This is a genomic window from Actinoplanes sp. NPDC049118 (genome assembly GCF_040648555.1).
Lineage (GTDB): Bacteria > Actinomycetota > Actinomycetes > Mycobacteriales > Micromonosporaceae > Actinoplanes.
In genome coordinates this window covers 136,260-156,352 of sequence record NZ_JBEZDY010000011.1, presented here as the reverse complement: position 1 = coordinate 156,352, position 20,093 = coordinate 136,260, and the positions used below count along the sequence as shown (strand labels likewise).

The 20,093-nt window shown below is 71.7% G+C and carries 18 protein-coding genes; 11 read left to right on the top strand and 7 right to left on the bottom strand.

Annotation, left to right across the window (positions count from 1 at the left end):
- Positions 1-7: 7 nt before the first annotated feature.
- Complete coding sequence (locus AB0B58_RS19235; RefSeq protein WP_360225053.1) at positions 8-2,377, bottom strand: arylsulfatase; 2,370 nt, start codon at positions 2,375-2,377, stop codon at positions 8-10.
- 93 nt (positions 2,378-2,470) lie between these two features.
- Positions 2,471-3,232, bottom strand: coding sequence for a response regulator transcription factor (locus AB0B58_RS19230; RefSeq protein ID WP_360225051.1), 762 nt, complete (start codon positions 3,230-3,232; stop codon positions 2,471-2,473).
- A 358-nt stretch (positions 3,233-3,590) separates the two neighbouring features.
- Here AB0B58_RS19230 and AB0B58_RS19225 point away from each other — a divergent pair, with 358 nt between their 5' ends.
- Both AB0B58_RS19225 and AB0B58_RS19220 read left to right on the top strand, forming a co-directional pair.
- Positions 3,591-3,938 carry a helix-turn-helix domain-containing protein gene (locus tag AB0B58_RS19225; protein WP_360225049.1) on the top strand — a complete coding sequence of 116 codons (348 nt, stop codon included), beginning with the start codon at positions 3,591-3,593 and terminating at the stop codon, positions 3,936-3,938.
- A gap of 133 nt (positions 3,939-4,071) precedes the next feature.
- Positions 4,072-4,716 carry a lamin tail domain-containing protein gene (locus AB0B58_RS19220; RefSeq protein ID WP_360225047.1) on the top strand — a complete coding sequence of 215 codons (645 nt, stop codon included), beginning with the start codon at positions 4,072-4,074 and terminating at the stop codon, positions 4,714-4,716.
- A 100-nt stretch (positions 4,717-4,816) separates the two neighbouring features.
- Here AB0B58_RS19220 and AB0B58_RS19215 read toward each other — a convergent pair whose 3' ends face one another.
- Entirely contained in the window at positions 4,817-8,713 is a 3,897-nt protein-coding gene (locus tag AB0B58_RS19215) for a S8 family serine peptidase (RefSeq protein ID WP_360225045.1), read from the bottom strand.
- A gap of 226 nt (positions 8,714-8,939) precedes the next feature.
- Here AB0B58_RS19215 and AB0B58_RS19210 point away from each other — a divergent pair, with 226 nt between their 5' ends.
- Positions 8,940-9,953: a hypothetical protein gene (locus AB0B58_RS19210; protein ID WP_360225043.1), complete on the top strand. Its 1,014-nt coding sequence runs from the start codon at positions 8,940-8,942 to the stop codon at positions 9,951-9,953.
- 85 nt (positions 9,954-10,038) lie between these two features.
- Complete coding sequence (locus AB0B58_RS19205; RefSeq protein WP_360225041.1) at positions 10,039-10,983, top strand: hypothetical protein; 945 nt, start codon at positions 10,039-10,041, stop codon at positions 10,981-10,983.
- On the opposite strand, the gene AB0B58_RS19200 is transcribed toward AB0B58_RS19205, so the two are convergent.
- A complete protein-coding gene (locus AB0B58_RS19200) occupies positions 10,977-11,255 on the bottom strand; it encodes an LLM class flavin-dependent oxidoreductase (protein WP_360225039.1) in 279 nt (92 codons plus the stop codon). The genes AB0B58_RS19205 and AB0B58_RS19200 overlap by 7 nt on opposite strands.
- A gap of 41 nt (positions 11,256-11,296) precedes the next feature.
- On the opposite strand from AB0B58_RS19200, the gene AB0B58_RS19195 reads away from it, so the two are divergent.
- Positions 11,297-11,689: a nuclear transport factor 2 family protein gene (locus tag AB0B58_RS19195; protein ID WP_360225037.1), complete on the top strand. Its 393-nt coding sequence runs from the start codon at positions 11,297-11,299 to the stop codon at positions 11,687-11,689.
- Positions 11,690-11,742: 53 nt separating this feature from the next.
- On the opposite strand, the gene AB0B58_RS19190 is transcribed toward AB0B58_RS19195, so the two are convergent.
- Positions 11,743-12,825 (bottom strand): alkene reductase, encoded by a 1,083-nt coding sequence (locus tag AB0B58_RS19190; RefSeq protein ID WP_360225035.1) that lies wholly within the window; start codon positions 12,823-12,825, stop codon positions 11,743-11,745.
- Positions 12,826-12,945: 120 nt separating this feature from the next.
- Here AB0B58_RS19190 and AB0B58_RS19185 point away from each other — a divergent pair, with 120 nt between their 5' ends.
- Both AB0B58_RS19185 and AB0B58_RS19180 read left to right on the top strand, forming a co-directional pair.
- Positions 12,946-13,425, top strand: a complete 480-nt coding sequence (locus tag AB0B58_RS19185) for a hypothetical protein (RefSeq protein ID WP_360225033.1) — start codon at positions 12,946-12,948, stop codon at positions 13,423-13,425.
- A gap of 200 nt (positions 13,426-13,625) precedes the next feature.
- Positions 13,626-13,814 (top strand): hypothetical protein, encoded by a 189-nt coding sequence (locus AB0B58_RS19180; protein WP_360225031.1) that lies wholly within the window; start codon positions 13,626-13,628, stop codon positions 13,812-13,814.
- Between the two features lie 85 nt (positions 13,815-13,899).
- Here the strand turns inward: AB0B58_RS19180 and AB0B58_RS19175 are convergent, their stop codons facing one another.
- Both AB0B58_RS19175 and AB0B58_RS19170 read right to left on the bottom strand, forming a co-directional pair.
- Entirely contained in the window at positions 13,900-14,721 is an 822-nt protein-coding gene (locus AB0B58_RS19175; RefSeq protein ID WP_360225029.1) for a tyrosinase family protein, read from the bottom strand.
- Between the two features lie 48 nt (positions 14,722-14,769).
- Positions 14,770-15,174, bottom strand: coding sequence for a tyrosinase family oxidase copper chaperone (locus AB0B58_RS19170; RefSeq protein WP_360225320.1), 405 nt, complete (start codon positions 15,172-15,174; stop codon positions 14,770-14,772).
- A 554-nt stretch (positions 15,175-15,728) separates the two neighbouring features.
- Here AB0B58_RS19170 and AB0B58_RS19165 point away from each other — a divergent pair.
- From AB0B58_RS19165 to AB0B58_RS19150, 4 genes are read left to right on the top strand one after another with little or no spacing between them, the layout of a single operon-like run.
- On the top strand, positions 15,729-16,730 hold the full coding sequence (locus AB0B58_RS19165) for a GlxA family transcriptional regulator (protein WP_360225318.1): 1,002 nt from the start codon (positions 15,729-15,731) through the stop codon (positions 16,728-16,730).
- Positions 16,730-18,445: a thiamine pyrophosphate-binding protein gene (locus AB0B58_RS19160; RefSeq protein ID WP_360225027.1), complete on the top strand. Its 1,716-nt coding sequence runs from the start codon at positions 16,730-16,732 to the stop codon at positions 18,443-18,445. Before AB0B58_RS19165 ends, AB0B58_RS19160 begins: the two co-directional genes overlap by 1 nt.
- Positions 18,417-19,061 carry an SRPBCC family protein gene (locus tag AB0B58_RS19155; RefSeq protein ID WP_360225025.1) on the top strand — a complete coding sequence of 215 codons (645 nt, stop codon included), beginning with the start codon at positions 18,417-18,419 and terminating at the stop codon, positions 19,059-19,061. The genes AB0B58_RS19160 and AB0B58_RS19155 overlap by 29 nt, the downstream gene beginning before the upstream one ends.
- Complete coding sequence (locus AB0B58_RS19150; protein ID WP_360225023.1) at positions 19,058-20,077, top strand: ketoacyl-ACP synthase III family protein; 1,020 nt, start codon at positions 19,058-19,060, stop codon at positions 20,075-20,077. The genes AB0B58_RS19155 and AB0B58_RS19150 overlap by 4 nt, the downstream gene beginning before the upstream one ends.
- Positions 20,078-20,093: the final 16 nt, after the last annotated feature.

The window sequence follows — 20,093 nt, the reverse complement described above, 5'->3', positions numbered from 1 at the left end:
GGCCGCCTCATTGCCGCGCCATGGCGACGCGCAGGCGTTCGTCGGGATCGACGAGGTGGCCGTGGTCGTCGTCGCCGAGATCGATCCGCACCCAGTTGATCCGGCCGGTGAAGCGGCTGCTGCCGGCCGTGTAGTCGGGCGTGACCGTGGTGCCGGATTCGTAGCCGACGTCGGTCGTCTCGTCGGCCGAGAAGATCATCGGCTGGGTGGCGCCCACGCGGCCGCGGCCCGCGGCGGTGCCGTCGTGGTACAGGGTGACGTCGCCGCCCTTGGCCAGCCCGCCCCCGTCGTACGCGAACTCCATGCGGACCTGGTGCCGGCCGGCCGGTACCGGGGCGTCGGCCGCGACGGCGAACTCCTGGATCCCGAGCACGTTGTAGACGAATTTGGCCCGGCCGGCCTTGAGATAGAAGGACCAGCCGCCGAACCGGCCGCCCTGCGCGATCAGCACGCCGTCGGCTCCGCCGTCCGGCACCTCGATCTCGGCGGTGACGGAGAACGACTTGTTCTTGATGCTCACCACGCTGTTCTCCGACAGCCGCCCCATGCCCGCGTAGAGCAGCTGCGAGTTGCCGCGGATCAGGGTGGGCCGGCCGGCGAGTCCCGGTTCCAGCCGCTCGGCGGTCCGGTCGTCGAGCGGCAGCACGTTGTACTTGGTGGCCTCGATGAGCCAGAGCCGTCGCAGCTTGGCCAGCATGTCCGGCATCTTTGCGGACAGGTCGGCGGCCTGGCTGTAGTCGTCGGGGCCGTACAGCTCCCACGCGTCGTCGTCGAAGGCGGGCAGGTCGTCACCGACCATGATCCAGGGCGTGCGGTGTTTGGTCACCGCCGTCCAGCCCTGGAAGTAGATCCCGCGGTTGGCGAACATCTCGAAGTACTGGAGGTCGTGGCGTTCGGCGGCGCCGGCATCGCCGAAGGTGTACAGCATGCTGGTGCCCTCCATCGGCGACTGCTGCACACCGTTGACCATCATCGGCTCGGGCAGCCCGGCCGCCTCGAGAATCGTGGGTGCCACGTCGATGACGTGGGTGAACTGCGAGCGCAGCCCGCCCCGCTCGGCGAATCCGGCCGGCCAGTGCACGATCGCCCCGTTGCGGGTGCCGCCCCAGTGCGACGCGACCTGCTTGGTCCACTGGAGCGGGGCGTTCATTGCCCAGGCCCAGCCCACGGAGTAGTGGTTGTAGGAGCTGGGAGTGCCGAGCTCGGCCATTTTGTCGCGCAGGAACTCGGGGGTCTCCAGCGCCGCCATGCCGTTGAAGTTCGCCATCTCATTGAAGGCGCCGTTCATGGTTCCCTCGGCGGAGGCGCCGTTGTCGCCGATGATGTAGTACACCAGCGTGTCGTCGAGCACGCCGAGCTCATCGATGGTGTCGATCAGTCGGCCGACCTGGTGATCGGTGTGCTCGAGGAACCCGGCGTACACCTCCATCTGCCGGGCCAGCACCGGCTTGAGCTGATCCGGCATGTCGTCCCAGGCCGTGATCTCGGCGTGCCGCTCGGTCAGTTCCGCCCCCGGCGGGATGACGCCGAGGTCCTTCTGCCGCGCGAACGTCCGCTCACGCTGCACGTCCCAACCGTCGTCGAACCGGCCCCGGTAACGGTCCGCCCACTCCTGGGGCACATGGTGCGGCGCATGGGTGGCGCCCGGCGCGAAGTACATGAAGAACGGCTTGTCGGGCATCAGGGCCTTCTGCTGACGCACCCAGTTGCACGCGCGGTCCGCCAGGTCCTCGGTGAGGTGATAGCCCTGCTCCGCGGTCGCCGGAGGGTCGACCGGGGTGGTGCCGTTGTACAGCGCCGGATCCCACTGGTTGTTCTCCCCGCCGATGAAGCCGTAGAACGTCTCGAACCCGCCGCCCGCCGACGGCCACGCGTCGAACGGCCCCATCGGCGACGACTGCCACACCGGCACCTCGTGACATTTGCCGAACTGGGCCGTCGAGTACCCGTTCAGCTTCAGGGTCATCGGCAGGGGCGCCTTGGTGTTCGGCCGCACCGAGCTGTTGCCCGGCGCCGACGTCGCCGTCTCGGTGATGCTGCCCATCCCCACCGAGTGATGGTTGCGGCCCGACAGCAGCGCCGCCCGCGACGGCGCACACAGCGCTGTCGTGTGGAACCGGTTGTACTTCAGGCCGCCCGCCGCCAGCCGCTCCGCCGTCGGCGTCGCGCACGGGCCACCGAACGCGCTAGACGCGCCGAAACCCACATCGTCCAGGAGAACGATCAACACGTTCGACGCGCCCTCGGGCGGCCGCAATGCCTCGATCGGCGGGTACGTGGTATCCGGGTCCTTGGCGTCGTAGGTCGTCAGGCCGGGCGCCGGCCGGTCCGGGATCGGTAGCATCACGCGGGCGTGGCGGTCGGGCACGTCGGCCATCACAATCCTCCTGAGCGGCGCTGCGCTGATCAGGTCGAACGTCCCGCAGCGGCCGCCGGCCCACCTCACCCCCGACGAATGAAAGCCGGGCCGCTACCGGACCACCGGGTCGTGCGGCTGTAGCAGGCGTGCCGCCTTCGCCTTGTTGACCGCGTCGATCCGCGAGACGGCCCTCAGCTTGGTGTAGATGTTGGTCAGATGGCGCTTCACCGTGCCCTCGACGATGCACAGCCGTGCCGCGATCTGCGCGTTGCTCAGCGCGAGGGCGGCCAGCTCGAGCACCTGCACCTCGCGCCGGCTCAACGGATTGTCGGCCGGCACGGCCAGCTGGGTCGCGTTACGGTGCGAGACGACCAGCACGCTGTTGGCCTCATAGCAGACGGTGCGGATCACACCGACCAGTTCCTGGCGGCTGGCGGACCTGACCAGTACGGCGTGCGCGCCGGCCGTCAGGACGTCCTGCAGCAGGCGCAGATCGTCGTCCATCGCGAGCACGATGATCCGGGTGCCCGGCGATATCCGCTTGATCTGCTGCACCGTGGCGCAGACCGGGTGGTCGGGCATCCCGACGTCCAGCAGGACGACCATCGGCCGCTTGGCGGCCACCGACTGCACGGCGGTCACGCTGTTGCCGGCCTGGCCGACGACCCGGAAGTCGGGCTCGGCCGTGACGAACTCCGCCAGCCCCTCCCGGAGCAGGGTGTGGTCGCCGGCTATCAGGATGTCGATCGATCCGCTGCCGGGGCCGGCGACCGGTCGTGACGGCGACCTCGGTGGCCGCCTGGTCCGGCCCCGGTTGCGGCCCGGTCCCGGTGGGACGAACCGGGCCTGCTCGTTCCTGTCGAGTTTGTGCATGACACCTCGTACTCCTGCGGATCCGGGTACTCGACGCGCACATCGATCGCTCGGCACATGCCTGACTTCGCCGATTCTGCCAATATCCGGGGGTGATTGTCCACAAAGCCCGGATATTGTTGACGTCTTTTCACATACGCCGTCGGATTGTCAAATTCGTCGCCACACGGGAACCGGAAAGGGCCACCTGTTCCTAAAGGTGTAGTCCGGCGCACCCCTTTGGTGCACCCGGCGCGATCGAGGTCCTGCTCATCGCGGCGCCGCGGTTGCGCGACCGGGCGGCCCATACGCCTTCGGTGTTGACTGCGCTGCGGGGCGCCCAGCCCCGCCATGCTCGCAACGCCAGAAGGAGGACCCCGTGACCCGCTACGCCGAACCGCCCACCGGGCGGCTGATCAGGCGGCATCGGTTGCGCCGTGCCATGACCCAGGCGGCACTGGCCAGGGCGCTCGCGACGGCCTCCGGTAACGGCTCGGTCAGCCGCGACCAGGTCAGCCGCTGGGAGGGCGGCGGCCGCGTGCCGGGACCGTACTGGCGGGGCTGGCTGTGCGTGGTGCTCGGCCTGCCCCGCACCGAACTGGACCGGGCGGCCGCCGAGGCGCGGGCGCTGCGCCTGCTGTCGAACGCCGGCGTGCCGGCCGGCGCCCAAGCGGATCAGTCTCAATTCAGATTGACAGATGACAATGTTATCGGCGCAATTGCGTGACACACGAAGCCCATGGGGTGGCCAGAAAACGGACTCTTTCTCGGCGCCCTCCCCACCGACAGGATCGAATTCGAAAGCCGGTCCCGCACCGTCCGCGGGTAACCGGACAGGTTTTTGAACTCAGGAGGAACCCGTGTCTCACACCACCCGGCGTCTCGCCACCCTCGGCACGCTCCCGCTGGCCGCGGGTGCCGCGCTGGCCCTGACCGTCACGCCCGCCGCCGCCGCGCCGCTCGTGCCACCCGCCCCGGCGTCCACCATGGTGATCAGCCAGGTCTCCACACAGGGACCGGCCGGGACGACCGACGAATTCGTCGAGCTGCACAACCTCGGCGAACAGTCGATGGACATCTCCAACTTCAGCGTCTGGTCCTGCTCCAACTCCGGGCAGCACATCCTGCTCGCCACGGTGCCGGCCGGCACCATCCTGGCCGGCAGCGAGGAGCAGCAGCCGGAGACCGGCCAGTTCTACCTGCTGGCGGCCCAGGGCTACGAGCGGCTCACACCGCCGGACCAGGCCTACAACGGCAACATCGCGCGTACCGGCGGCGTGCTGCTGCGCGGCGCTCCCTCGGCCGAGAACCCCACGGGCGCCCGGGTCGACTCGGTCGGCTTCTCGTCCGCCAACCCCTGCACGGAGACGGCGGCGGCGCCCGCGCAGAGCACCGACTTCGCCGACCAGTCCGCCTTCCGGGTGGCCGATCAGGACACCAACAACAACGCGTTCGACTTCCGCCGGATCGCGCCCGCCATGCCGCGCAACAGCGGCACGTCCTGATCACCCCGAACCGGCGGGCGGCGTCCCGACAGTGCCTGCGCTGAACCGCTCGAGGGGTACGGCCCGGTGGGAGATCCCACCGGGCCGTAGCGGGGTCCGGTCAACCCGATGTCGTCCGGGGCTCGGCGAGGGCGTACGCCCCTCGTACCGTCTGCCGGAGGCGGTTGCCGGCGCCGTCCCACGCCTCCGCCTTCAGCCACATGCCGTCCGGGCCGGACCTCACGGGATTCCGTACGGTGATCCCGTAGCGTCCGGGCGCCAGCTGCCGGACCGCGGCCGGCCGCCAGGTCCGCCCCGCGTCCGCGGAGGACCACAGCCAGAGGCCGGCCGGCGCGCCGCCGTTCTCCGCTCCCCGCGGTTGCCGTGCCAGCACCTCGAAGGCGTGTTCCCGCCCGGCCGGGGCCCGGTTGCCCGGATCCAGCCCGAGCCGGTAGGTCAACTGGATCAACGGCTGGTGTGCGCAGCCGCCGGAGACCGCGCCGGGGCAGGCGAGGGACGGCGACCGCGGCGGCGCCGAGCGGAACGACCACTGCGAGGTCGTGTGCTGCACGGGCCGGACCGTCGGGCCGGCCGGCGCCGGTCCGTCGACCTCGAGCCGGTAGTCCGCCGGCGCCGGCGCGAGCCGGAACGTCGGCATCGGCAGGCTGCCCGTCTCCTCCGCCGGCACCTCGACGCCGTCGCGGAAGAGCCGGACCTGGCTGCGGTAGTCCGGCCAGGACTGGACGGCGTGCGTCTCGGACGAGTCACCCAGGTGCCAGGCCGGGAAGAACACGCTGCCGTCGGGCCCGCCGCGGCAGAGGCCGCAGCCGTCGGCGCCGCCGCCCGGTTCACCCTCCAGGACCGGGCCCTCGTACCAGCGCTCCTCGGGCAGCGGACCGGCGGTGGCGCCGAAGACGTCGCGACTGATCAGGGAGATCGTCCGCGCCGGGGAGTTCGCCGGCTGCTCGTTCTGGGTGGTCCAGCGGATCCACGTAACGGCGGGGTTCGCCGGCCCGACATATTCGGCGCGAACGGCCGGCGCCGCGAACTGCACCCGTTCGCGGACGGCGCTGAGGCTGCGCGGGCCGAAGGCGTACCAGTTCTTCTCGTAGGTCATCGCCCGGTCGGCGTGGTAGCGCGTCGGTATCACCACCAGCCCGGCCGCGGTGGCGACGTCGCTGCGCGCGGACGGTACGCCGTCGTACGGATAGAAGAGGTTGTAGCCGCTGGCGGGCGAGGCGTCGCCGGTCAGGGTGACCCGTACCGCCCGGTCGGCCAGCCAGGCCCGCAGGGCCGCGCCCTCGGCATGGCCGAGGAACAGCTGGGGCACCGGCGTCGCCGACGGCCGGGCCGGTGGCACCGCGCCGGGCCGGTCGACGTACAGCATGATGCCGGCGGCGCCGGCGTCGGAGACCGCCCGGGTGGCCGCCGTGGCCGCCTGGGCCGCGGCCGCCGGGTCCGGTGCGTCGCCGGGTGCGGCGACGGCGACCAGGGCGAGCCGGCCGTGCAGGTCGATCCCGGTCAGGTCGGCGGGCCTGCCCTGCCCGGCCCAGACCAGGTCGGCCTCGCGGGTACCGGGCCAGCGGGCGGGCGTCCGGTAGACGTCGTACCGCGGGTGCAGGTCCACGGTGGAGGACTCGGTGGCCGCCCGCACCCGAAGCCCCGCGCCGGCCAGCGTGCGCTTGTCGTAGGTGTCGAGGTTGCCGTGCCGGGCGGCCGGCTGCGGGGTGACGAAGACGCCCAGATCGGGATCGGTCCGCACGGCGGCCATGAGGCTCATCCGGGCGCCGGTGGTCGTGCGCACCACCTCGACGGAGCGGGCCAGTTCGTCGGTGGCCTCGCGGGTGCTCACCGTGTGCAGCTGCCCCTTGCGGGCGTCCAGCGAGATCTCGGTGTCGCCGGCGACGGTGACCTCGGGCGACACCATCAGATCCGTACGCCGTCCGGTCAGCTCGGTGGCGGACAGCGACGCCAGCGCCGTGTAGACGCCGCCGCGGCGCACCGGCGTCTCCCCGGAGCCGTCCGCGACGGGAACGACAAGCATCGCGGCGGCGAAGGGGTCGTTCGAGGTGGCCGGATCCAGTCCGGCATCGACCAGGTAGACGCTGCCGAAGGGAGCCGGCCGGCCATGATGATCGCTCATCCGCACGGTCACCTGCGAGGTCTCCGGGCGCAGGTAGACACCGACCGCGGTGCGCAGCGAGACCTGCGCCCCGGTCGCGGCGACGGCCCCGCCGTACGCGCCGGCGGCCCCGGCCGGATCGATGGTGACCGTGGCGGTGGCCCGGCCGCCCGCCGGCACGGTGAGTACGGTCGTCGAGAGCCGGCCGAGGTTCGGCGCGGGAACGCCGTTCCAGCCCGTGAAGGTCATCTCCAGCCGCAGGTTCAGCGGCTCGGTTCCGTCGTTGACGTAGGTGACCGGGTACTCGGTGGTGGCCGGGCCCGGCGTGTCGCCGCCGGCCTGCAGGGCGCCGGTGGCGGCGATGTCCTGCCGAACCGCGCGGGCCACGTCGACCCGCCCCGCGCCGACGGCCGCCCAGCCGCCGTCGACCGGTGCGGTGCTGCTGATCAGGGCGTCCTTGAGCCGGTCGGCCCGCCACACCGGGCGGCGCTGCGCAAGGATGGCCGCGGCCCCGGCGACGTGCGGGGTGGCCATCGAGGTGCCGGACAGCGCCGTGTAGGCGTCGCCGACGGGGTCGCCGAGTTCGGTGCCGGCGGCGCGGGCCGCGACGATGCCCACGCCGGGCGCCACGATCTCCGGCTTGAAGAGCCCGTCGCCCAGGCGTGGACCCCGGCTGGAGAAGGCGGCCGGACGGTCGTCGCGGTCGACGGCACCGACCGTCAGGGCGGCCCGGGCCGCGCCCGGCGCGTTCACGCTGACCGGGGCGCCGTCGTTCCCCGAGGCCACCACGAACAGGGCACCGGTGCGCCGGCTCAGCTCGTCGACGGCCACGCTCAGCGGGTCCGTGCCGTCCGTTGGCTCGCCGCCCAGGCTCATGTTGATCACCCGGGCCCCGCCGTCCGCCGCCCACTGCATGCCCGCGATCACCATGGAGCCCAGCCCGGCCCCGTCGTCGTCGAGCACCCTGCCGATCATCAGTTCTGCGCCGGGCGCGACGCCGCGGTAGCGGCCGCCGGAGGCCGCGCCGCTGCCCGCGATGATCGAGGCGACGTGTGTGCCGTGCCCGTGCCCGTCCACGGTGGATCCGGAGCCGGTGAAGTCCATCGCGCCGGCGATCCTTCCCCGCAGGTCCGGGTGGCCGGCGTCGACCCCGCTGTCGAGAACGGCGATCTTCACGCCCGCGCCGTCGTATCCGGCCCGCCACGCCTCGGGCGCGCCGATCCGCGGCACGCTGTGATCCAGGGTGGCGGTCACCCGGGCGTCGAGCCAGATCTTGCCGAGGCCGCGGCTCAGCCCGGCCCGGCCGGCGGCCGGGGTGGCGGGGCGGACCGCCTTCCAGAACTCGGCGCCCTGGCGGCTCACCCGCAACGCCGAGCCGCGCACGGCGGGCAGGACGCGGGTGCGGCGGCTGGCCGGCAGCGCCCCCGGGTCCCCGTGGCTCCGGCCGGTGACGATGACCGGCAGCGTGGCCGACCGGTCGTCGTCGAGTCCCTGCCGGGTGAGGCCCCGCACGTTGAACAGTTCCCGGTCGAGCGCGCCGGCCGCGATCAACGGTTCGGCGTCCGAGGGTACGACGTAGAGCGCGGGCCGGCCGCCCGCAGAGCGGCGCGACATCGTGGCGAAGGTGACGCCGCCCCGGTCGGGCGATCCGGGTTGGACGGTGACCTGTGCCCGGTCGTCCGGCAGCTCGCGATAGCTGACCCGGTCACCGGTGAGAAGCGTGACGGTGTGCGTACTTGTCACGGCCGCGGACGACGGTGCCCGGAGGGCGGACGCCGGTGGCCGGGCCTGCGCGCCGGTGGGCGGCAGTCCGGCGGCGACGCAGGCGACCACGGTGGCAACGGTGACCCCGAGGCGTCTGTTGCGGGCAGAGCCGGAACTGTGCTTGGAGTTCATCGGACCGTCCTTCCGTCCAGGTGCGAAAGAAGCAGCACCGCGCCATGTCGTGCACGACGCGGTGCCGGTGGGCCGCTAGGGCGGGGGAAGATGAACCAACCGCTAACAACTTATGAAAAGGATGAGGTCCGGTGAGGCGCGGCGGAACGTCTCCGCCCTGGCGAGAACTCGCCACCGACGCGACGACGCCAGCCCGGCGGCCGGACCCCCGGCGAAGATGAGCCAGATGTTCTCCGTGGCCGGCCTCGGAGAAGAGGACGAGGCGGTCTATGCGGCCTTGATGGACGGTCCGGCGACGGTGCCCGAGCTGGCCCGCAGCACCCGCCTGGCGGAGGAGCTCGTCCGGGTGGCGCTGGACCACCTCGAGGAGGCCGGCCTGGTCGGCCGCAGCGCCGGCCACCCGGAACGGCACACCGCGGCGGCACCGGATGTGGCACTGGAGGCGTTGCTGCTGCGCCAGGAGGAACAGTTGCAGCGCGCCCGCCTGCACGCGCACCAGCTGGCCGCCCGGCACCGCCGCGCACACGCCGGCGACGATCCGGCCTCGCTGGTCGAGGTGGTCACCGGCCGGATGGCGGTGCTGGAGCGCTTCGAGCAGGTCCAGCGCGCCGCCCGCCGCGAGATCCGAGCCATCGACAAGCCCCCCTACGCGGTGCCCTCCGGCAACCGCAACCCCGTCGAGCTGGACATGCTGGCCCGGGGCATCAGCTACCGGGTGATCTACGACCCGCAGGGGCTCCTCGAGTTCCACGACCTGCGCGCCGACCTCGAGCAGAGCGCCGCGCGCGGCGAGGTGGCCCGGGTCCTGGCCGCCGCGCCGACCAAGCTGATCCTCGCCGACGACCGGATGGGCCTGCTGCCCCTACAGGCGGCGCCGTCGTCCATCGAGAGCATCGTCGTGGTCCATCCGTCGGCGCTGCTGGAGGCGCTCGGCGCGCTGTTCGAGTCGCTGTGGGCCCGGGCGCTGCCGCTCGGGCTCGCCTACGGGACCCAGGCCGGCGCCGGGCCGACCCGCGACGAGCTGCGGCTGCTGACGCTGCTCACGACGGGCATACCGGACGAGGCGATCGCCCGGCAGCTGGGCCTGAGCTACCGCACCTTCCAGCGGCGCCTGCGTACGCTGCTGGCCCGGCTGGATGCCGAGACCCGCTTCCAGGCCGGGGTCCGGGCCGCGCACCTGGGCTGGATCCCGGCCGGCGCCGAGGGCCCCGCCCGCCGGCCGCGGCCCACCGGCTCGTGACCGCCCGATGACCGGCCGTACCGCTCCGAAATTGAGATGATCTTCGGGGCAGACCGCGCGGCCGGCGAAAGCTACGCTGCACGCCGTGTGGCCATTCAAGAAGCGGCGCGCCGACGGCGCCGACTCCGTGGAGATCAGCGAGTTCCTGCACGACGAGGGCGCCGAGAACCTGCACGCGGCGCTCGAGAAGCGGGACTGGGAGACCGCCCGGGAGATCCTCTCGGCGGCCGACCGCGAGCACTTCATGTACTACGTCGAGGTCGCGTCCGACGTCAAAGGGCTCGAGGAGTGGATCACCGAGCCGATCCGCGCCGAGCCCGGCTCGACGCTGCCGCTCCTGCTCCGGGGCGCCCGCGCCGTCAGCTGGGCGTGGGAGGCCCGGGGCAGCGGCACGGCGGATACCGTGGGACAGGATGCCTGGAAGGTGTGGTTCCAGCGGCTCAAACTGGCCGAGAACTGCCTCGACGAGGTGGTGGACCGCGACCCGGGCAACGCCGAGGCCTGGCACTACCTGATCACCCTGGCCCGGGCCCGGCAGCTGCCCATCGACGAGCACTGGCGGCGGTTCAACAAGCTGATCGAGATCGACCCGAGCCACCTGTTCGGCCACGAGCAGATGCTCAACAACCTGATGCCCAAGTGGAGCGGCAGCAACGAGGCGATGTTCGACTTCGCCCGTACCCGCGCCGCCGCCTGCCCCGGTACCCACGTGCCCGTGCTCATCGCCAAGGCACACATCGAGTACCACTGGAAGAACGGCCGCGAGGAGTACCTCGAGCGGGACGAGGTCGCCGACGAGATCAACGCCGCGGCCTACGAGTCGGTCTGGCACGACGACTACGAGACGTCCCTGTTGACGCCGGTGCTCTGGAACGACTTCGCGTACACGCTGACCTACGGTCGGTATTTCAAGCAGGCCTGGCACCTGTACGAGTCGATCGAGGACGACTGGGTGCGCCAGTGGCCCTGGGGCGGCGTCAAGTGGTTCCTGAAGGCGCGCGAACACGCGAGGGAGAACCAGGACTACTGACGGCGGCGCCCGGCGCGTTCGCCGGTGCCGGGCCTCGTTTGGCGCCGACCACCTCGTGATGCGAGCCGCGGACCGGGCCGGTCCGCGTCCCAGACCTGGCGGATCACCTCGATCGCCTCGCCCAGCGCGTCGACCGACCGGCCCGCGGTCAGGCGCCGGCCGCCCATCGCCTCGATGCCGTCCCAGAAGGCCCCGGCCCCGATGGCGAGCTCGATCCGGCCGCCGGTGAGCCGGTCCAGCAAGGCGTGGGCCCGGGCGAGCCCATTGCTCATTGATACCTCAGCCGCGGCGACGACACCGGCTAAACTGGAGAGTGGAGCTGACGCACAGGGAAATCTTCGAACGGTACGTGTACGCCGGCGCGGTCACCCGGAACCCGGACGCGGTCGCGGCGATGTTCACCGAGGACGGCGTGCTCGACGCGCCACTGGCTCCCGACGGCCATCCGATGCACGGGCGCCTGGTTGGCCGCGACGCGATCCGGACCGGAATCGGCCGGTACCACCGGCAACTGACCGACCCGGGCGCGATGAACGTGGCAGCGTCCGCCTACGTCCTACACGACACCGCCGACCCCGACGTGTTCATCGCCGAGATCGATGTCGCCTTCGACCAAGCCGACGGGCGGCGGACGACGATGTCGCTCGTGCAGATCTTCCGCCTCCGCGACGGGCGGATCGCCCTGCTCCGCGACTACTTCGCGTGACAATTCGAGGGCTTCCCGCCCGCCGGCGGACGGCGGGCGGGAAGCGTCCCGGTTCAGGACAGGACGGAGTAGTCCGTGTAGCCCTTCGCGCCGCCGGCGTAGAAGGTGGCCGGGTCCGCCTCGTTGAGCTCGGCGCCCTGCGTCCACCGCCGCACCAGGTCCGGGTTGGCGATGAACGGGCGTCCCACCGTCACCGCGTCGGCCACCCCGTCCGCGACGAGCCGGTCGAGCTCGTCGCGATCCGACTCCACCCCGAAACCGGTGTTGAGGACGAACGTCGACGGCCAGACCGCGCGCAGCTTCCCGATGATCGGGTCGCCCGGCGCGGCCAGCACGTGCAGGTACGCGAGGCCCAGCTCGGCGAGCTGGGTGGTGAGCACCTCGTACACGGACACGTCGTCCTCGGAGATGTCGTTGAACGGGTGCTGCGGGGAGATCCTGATCCCGACGCGGTCGGCGCCGATGGCGGCGCTGACCGCGGCTGCGACCTCGACGACGAAGCGGGCACGGTTCTGCGGCGAGCCGCCGTAGGCGTCGGTGCGCCCGTTCACGCCGTCGGCGAGGAACTGGTGCAGCAGGTAACCGTTCGCGGCGTGCAGCTCCACACCGTCCAGTCCGGCCGCCACCGCCCGGCGGGCGGCGTCGGCGTACTCGGCGGCCACCCCGGGCAGCTCGTCGGTCCGCAGCTCGCGCGGCTCGGAGAAGGGCTGCAGGCCGGTCGCGGTGAACGCCTCGCCCGCGGCGCGGACCGCCGAGGGCGCCACCGGCGTCTCGCCGGCGATGATGCTGCTGTGCGAGATCCGCCCGGCGTGCATGAGCTGGACCACGATCCGGCCGCCGCCGGCGTGCACGGCCTCGGCGATGCGCTGCCAGCCCTCCTGCTGGCCGTCGGTGTGCAGACCCGGGGTGTTCGGGTAGCCCTGGCCGACGGCGGACGGCTGACTTCCTTCGGCGATGATGACGCCGGCACCGGCACGCTGGCCGTAGTACTCGGCCTGCAGGGCGCTCGGGGTGCCGTCCGGGTTCGCCCGGTTGCGGGTCAGCGGCGCCATCCAGATCCGGTTGGGTGCCTGAAGTGCACCGGCCGTCACCGGCTGCAGCAGTGCACTGGCGGGGCTGAGGGGTGTAATCGTCATGCCGGCGTAAGCAACGGACCCGATCACGAACTTCCTCACCGTGACCATGATCACCATCTATGGCACCCCGAGGAATGATCAATATGTCCGAGTCGTCCGCCGGCCGGTATCTTTGCCGATATGGCCGACCATAGAACTTATGATCTCGTTCATCCTGTTGCCGAAACAGCCACCGCGGAACAGCTCGACGATCCTCGGGGCTACGCCGGCAGACGCGTTCGGTACGGCCTCGCGGACGCATCCGTTCGGGCCACCCTCATCGAGTTGATGAAGCTTGCCGAGCTGTCGTTCGACGCACAGACCGGCATCGCCGCGACCGACGACCTCGATGCCGCGGCCCACGCCATCGCCTTCCTGTTCGACCTGACCACCGCCGGAGAACAGGCGGAACAATGGAAACCGGACCTCGCCGAGCACCTCGAGCTCTACCGCTCCCCCGGCGACTGGGAAACCACCCCGATCAAGATCGACGGCCGCGTCGCATCCGCTCGATCATTGCCCTATCGCGACGCGGTCGTCTTCCTGCACGAGCTCGACGACAGATACCTGATAATCGCCATGCGACCGGCCGTCACGATTCCCGAGGTGGCCACCCGCTAGCAGGGCAGCAGTACTCGCGACTTGGTCATGTGAGGCCGGCGCGGGCTTGATGCCCCGGCGCCGGCCCGACGCACGGCTGAGCCCGCGGGCTTATCGGCCCCCGGTGTTCGCCTCGACCTGGGTTTCGCCGCCGGGCTGCGCTCCGCCCGTACGGTCCCGACCTGGTCTATTGCAACGGCCACGTCGACCTGACTCCGGGTGTGGTCGGGACGGTCGGTGGTCCGCCGCTCGGCGTCTACCCGAACCCGTCGTGCCCATCCTGCAAGCGCCTGATGTTCCACATCGCCACCGTGTCCAACCAGATCCGTGAACGCGGCGACGGCTGGCGCAGCCTCTTCCTCTGCGAGGACTGCCACACGGTCGCCGTAACCGCCACCGGCTGGAACTGACACGCGGACGTGGGCGCGTGCCGCCCACCAGGCAGGCCCGTCCGGCCGACGGCGTGCCCGCCGCCGGCCGGTTCCTGCATTGTTGCTAGGCGTAGGTGTACCAGGCCTTGTGGTCGAGCACGTCCGACGGGCGCACGGTGTTCCACGGCGTCATCGTGTCGTTGAGGTCGACCACGTTCGGGGTGCCGGAGGTGGGCAGGTAGCCCGAGGCCGGATGTGCGCGCTGCCAGTCCGACCACAGCTTGTCGATGTGGCAGTGGTGCAGCCAGAACACCGGGTCGTTGGGTGAGGTGCCGGCGAGCATGTCGCCGCCGACCCAGACGTGGACGCGGTTGTGCAGGTTCGGGCCCCGCCAGCCCTCGACCTGGTTGCGGAAGCCGGTGGCCGAGGTGCTGTTCCACGGCGCGGAGTCGTAGGTGCTGATCGCCAGCACCGCGCTGGTCTCGGCGGCGGTCGGCAGTGTCCGGCCCCCGGCGCCCAGCGCCCGCCGCAGGTAGTTGCGGTTGTCGGTGCGCACGTTCAGCGCCCAGTTGCCGGCGCCGAACGCGAACGCGCCGGTGGTGACGCGGCCGTCGCTGCTGCGGCCGTCGCCGCCCATGAAGTCGGCGGCCCAGATCGACGAGGTGGCGCTGCGGTCGACGGTCCAGTTCCAGTAGGGCAGGTCGACCGCGGGGTTGATGGACTGCAGCGCGCGCTCGAAGTCGAGCAGGAACTGCCGGTGCCAGGGCAGGAAGGACGGCGAGCGGTGACCCACCCGGTTGCCGTTGTCACTGTCGCCGAGGATGAAGCTGTTATGGGTACGGACGAACTCGTCGTATCGGCCGCTGCGCTTGAGTTCGAGCACGGCGTTGACGAAGTTGCGCTTCTCCGTGGCGGTGAGGTCTCGCTGGTTCTTGCGTACGCCCATGGTGGACTTGGGTCGCCTTTCCGAGAGAGGGGTGGTCGCGAGCGGGGATCAGCGGTGCTGGACGTGCACCAGCTGGGCTCCGTCGAGCTCGTCGACCGCGGCACGGGCGACCTCGCGCAGCGTCCGGAAGGTCTGGTAGTGGTTCGCGACGCTGGTGTAGGTGCCGTCGGCGTTCACCATCACGTGCAGCGCGGTGCCGTCGATGACGACGTTCGGCATGGCCGCGCCGGCGCCGTCGACGGCGAGGCTGCGGGCCCGCGCGGCAGGGATGCCGGCGCCCTGGATGCGGCGGCCGCGGTAGGTCTCGTCGAAGCTTTCGCTCTTGCCGGCGGTGGCGTTCGAGTCCGGTGCGGCCTGCGAGCCGCTGACGGTCAGCACCTGGACGCCGAGCGCGCCGGTGCCCACCGCCACCGCCCCGGCCGCCGTCAGCTTCAACAGCTCACGGCGCTTCATGGTGGTCACTGAAATTCTCCCCCTAGTTCGTGCGCTGAAGAATCCGCGGACTAGACGGCCATCTACCTAAGGATTTATTGCTAGGGATGGCCCAATCCGAGGATCCTTCGGCTTATCCCGAGGCCGCCGAAGCTAGCAACGTCGATCTCCGGCCCGCAACCCGCGCCGCCGGGCGACACGACCCCTCCACTCGCGGGCGGCATGTGCGGGCAGTTGCCTGCCGCGTCAGACATCGGAGCGGCGAATGGAAACATGCGGGTAACGCACTGCTATTGAAAGCGCAATGTCTATATGTCAATGCAACGATGCGTGACCATGGCGCCCGTGACCGGGGATGCCGGTGACATTCCTCATGGCATTACTCCACCGGCCCGACGGGGAATGAGTGAGCTATCTCACCGAGATGCCTGTTGATTGCTCCACTGTGGATACGACGATGCGTAGCGCCTGCATGCACGGCGATCGCGCCGTAGGGCCGGGTGTCGATGTTGGCCGGATTCGTCAAGGGCTTGGCATTGCCGCCGCACGGAAACGGGCGAAACGTTGTATCCGTGATGCATCGACGTGTCGTAGTGGTCGCATATCCCGGCGCACAGATCTTGGACATCGCCGGCCCGGTCGAGGTCTTCGACACCGCGCACCGGCTGCTCAACCGGCCCGGCACCGGGTACCGGATCGAGTTCGTCTCCCCGGTGTCACCGCTGGTACGCACCTGTTCCGGGGTGACCATCGGGGCCGCGTCGCTGGAGACCGGGGACGGACCGATCGACACTCTGCTCGTACCCGGTGGATGGGGCCTGCATGAGGCGCTCGCCAACCGGGAGCTGGTCTCCTGGATCGGCCGGGCCGCCGGCCGGTCCCGCCGGGTGGCGTCGGTGTGCGGTGGCGCCTTCCTGCTCGCCGAGGCCGGCCTGCTCACCGGCCGCCGGGCCACCACGCACTGGGCGTTCAGCGCGGAGATGGCCCGCCGGTACCCCGAGGTGATCGTGGATCCGGAACCGATCTTCATCTGGGACGGCCCGTACATCACCTCGGCGGGCGTGTCGACCGGCATCGACATGAGCCTGGCGCTGGTCGAGGACGACCACGGCGCCGAGTTCGCGCTGGAGGTGGCCCGCTACCTGGTGGTGTTCTTCAAGCGGCACGGCGGGCAGTCGCAGTTCAGCGACGTGCTCGACGCCCAGCTCGCCGAGTTCGCACCGATCCGGACCGCACAGGAGTGGATCCTGGACCAGCTGACACACCCCCTCCTGGTCGCCGAGGTGGCCGAGCGGGCAAAGATGAGCCCGCGCAACTTCGCCCGGGTCTTCCGCCGCGAGGTCGGCATGACACCCGGGCACTACATCGAGCGGGCCCGCATCTCCCGCAGCCGCGGGCTGCTGGAGACCACCGATCTGCCGGTCACCGCCGTGGCGCGGCGCTGCGGCTTCCCGACGGTGGAGACGTTCCTGCGCGCCTTCACCAAGGTGCTCGGCACCACCCCGACCGAGTACCGCCACCGGTTCCAGACGCTCGGCGCCGGCGGACTCGTCGTCGACTGGGAGCGGGTGGACTGATGGAACCGGCCGTGCGCGTGGTCGACCACATCGTCGCCGAGCTCGCCCGTACGGGGGTGGACCGGGTGTTCGGCGTCGGCGGCGCCAACATCGAGGACCTGTACGACGCGATGCACCGCAGCGGCGGCGCGGTACGCGGGCTGGTCGCCAAGCACGAGTTCGCCGCCGCGACGATGGCCGACGGGTACGCCCGCGCGACCGGCCGGCTGGGCGTGGTCGCGGCCACCTCCGGCGGCGGGGCGATGAACCTGGTACCCGGCCTCGCCGAGGCGCACGCCTCGCGGATACCGGTGCTCGCGCTGGTCGGGCAGCCGCCCACCGGCCAGCACGGGCGGGGCGCCTTCCAGGACACCAGCGGCAAGGCCGGATCCTTCGACGCGCGCGAGGTGTTCGCGCCGCTGTCGCGGTTCTGCGCGCACGTGCACACCGCCGGGTCGATAGCCGAGCTGCTGCCGCAGGCCGTGGCCGCGGCTTGGTCGCATCCCCGCGGGCCGGCCGTGCTGCTGCTGCCCAAGGACGTGCAGCAGGCGGCGGCACCACCCCCCGCCGCGGCATGGCCGCACACCGAGGCGGCCGGCGGCGTCGACCCGGCCGCGCTGGACCGCGTCATCGCCGCGCTGCGCTCGGCCGACGGGATACTCATCGTCGCCGGCGAGGGCGTGGCCGCCGACGACGCGCGGCCGGAGGTCGCCGACCTGGCCCGGCGCCTCGGCGCCTGGGTGGCGGTCACCCCGGACGCCAAGGACGTGTACGACAACCGGGGTACCCGGTTCGCCGGCGTGTCGGGAGTGATGGGGCACCCGGGCGTCGCCGACTGCCTGCGCCGCGCGGACGTGTGCCTGCTCGTCGGTACCCGGCTTCCCGTGATGGCCCGGGGCGGCCTCGACGACCTCCTGGCCGGCACGCTCGTCATCGGAGTCGACCCGGAGCCGCCGTTCGTGCCGGCGGTCGCACTGCGCGGCGCGGTGCGAGCCACCCTGCGCGCCATCGTCGCCCGGCTCGACGCCCGCCCGCGCCGGTGCCCCGACCATGCCGGCCCGGTACCCCTGCCGCCGCCACCGGCCCGCGGGCCCGGCACCTCGTACGCCGACGCCGTCGCCGCCGTCGCCGGGGCGCTGCCCGAGGACGCCAACGTGTTCGTCGACGCGGGCAACGCGGCGGCCGCCGCGATACACCTGCTGCCCGCCCCGCGCCGGGGCCGGTTCGTGGTCGCCGTCGGCATGGGCGGCATGGGGTACACGTTCGGAGCCGGTATCGGCGCGGCCCTCGGCAGCGGCCGGCGCACCTATGTCCTCGCCGGCGACGGCGCGTTCCTCATGCACGGCATGGAGGTGCACACCGCGGTCGAGTACGACGCCTGCGTGACCTTCGTGGTCTTCAACAACAACGCGCACGGCATGTGCGTGACCCGCGAACAGCTCTTCTACGGCGACCGGTACAGCTACAACACGTTCCGGCCGACCGACATCGCCGCAGGGGTCGGCGCCGCTTTCCCCACCCTCGACGTCACCCACGCCGACGACGCCGGCCAGCTGCGCCGGGCGCTGCTGCGCAGCAACGGCCGGACCGGCCCGGCGTTCGTCTCGCTCGACTTCGACCCGCGCGAGATACCGCCGTTCCTGCCGTTCCTCGCCGCGCTCGGCCTGGACGGCACCGACCGCACCAACGACAACGAGGAGGCATCCGATGAGCGCCGACAGGTTCACGCCGGTTGATCGCATCCCCGGGCTGATGCGCGTGGAGAACACCGACCGGGAGGAGCTCCTCGCGCACTGCCTGGCGGCGCCCGGCCCGGCGCAGGCGGACGAGCGGTACTGCACGGTCGAGGAGCACGTCGACTGCCCGCCCGAGCGGGCGTACGACTATCTGCGCGTGTTGCACAACCTGCAGGAGTGGACCTACAGCGTGCGGGACCTCGAACCCGCCGGCGCGCCCGGCCTGTCGGCCGGATACGACCGGATCGAAGAGGGTACCCGCATCTTCTGCCGGGTGGTGGCCAACCCGGACGCGATGACCATCGACTACCACTGCTCCTGGGACCAGGGCGACCGGCTGTGGATGATCTACCTGATGCGGGTGGTACCCGCCGCGCTGGTTCTGGACCGGCCCGGCAGCGTCATCACCTGGACCAACTGCCGTCACCCGTACTACGACGCGAACCCGTACCCGCGGCTCGCGCCCAGCCCGGACCGGCCCTGGGTCGGCCGGTACTGGGACCTGTTCCGCGCCGGGCACACCCTGGAGCTGCGCAACCTCAAGACGATCCTGGAGTACCGGCACGCCAACGGCGAGCCGGTCGGCCGGCCGCCGCAGCCGGCGGTGCCACGGTGACCGGGGCGGTCAGCCTCACCGACGTGGCCGGCTACCTGCCGGGCGAGCCCGTCGGCCGGGAATTCTTCACCCGGTACCCGCAGAGCCCGGACCCGTCGCGCGACAGCACGATGTTCACGGCGCCGCGCTGGCGCCACCACGTCGCCGCCGACGAGACCAACGTCGACCTGGTCGAACGCGCGGTGTGGCCGCTCATCGACCGGCACGGTGCGGACGCGATCCGCGGCGTGGACGTGCTGCTGGTGCACACCCAGCTCCCCGACCTGCCCATCGTGGGCGCCGGCACGGAGATCGCCCGGCGCCTCGGGCTACGCCCCGAGTGGCTCGTCGACGTGGCCAACGCCGGCTGCGCCTCGTTCGTGCACATGCTGCGGCTGGCCCGGCAGCTCCTCACCACGACGCGTGCGAGGAGCGCGCTGGTGTGCAACGCACAGACCGCCGCCGGCCAGCTGTTCACCCAGTCCGAGGTGCGCCGCCTCGGCCAGGCGGCCATCCCCGGCGACGGCTGCGGGGTGGCCTACCTGACCGTCGGCGGCCCGTCGCCCATCCTCGACGTGACCACCCGCCACCTCGGCGAGTACGCCGGGGAGATGCGGCTGGTGGCCGACGACGGGCGGCGGTACTGGCAGACCCGGCAGTCGCAGCTGCGGATCGGCTTCACCGAGCCGGCCGTCGCGGCCGTGCTGGAGCGCGGAAACCGCCTGGTCCCGGAGGCGGTTGGCGAGCTCTGCCACCGGCTCGGCGTGCCGAGCAGCGAGATCGATGTGCTGATCACCAACCAGCCCAACCGGACCTTCCTGCACAACTGGCGGCAGGCGCTGGGAGTGCCCGCCGCCCGGCACCCGGACACCTTCGAGCGGTGCGGAAACCTGTTCGGCGCGGCCATGCCGGTCACCCTGGACCACGTGGTGCGCACCGGCCGGGTACACGACGGGGACCTGGTGGTGTTCGGCGGTTTCGCACACGCCGGCGACTTCGCCGGCGCCGCCGCCGTGCGCTGGCACGGATCGCGGTAGGCGAAGGCGTCAGGTG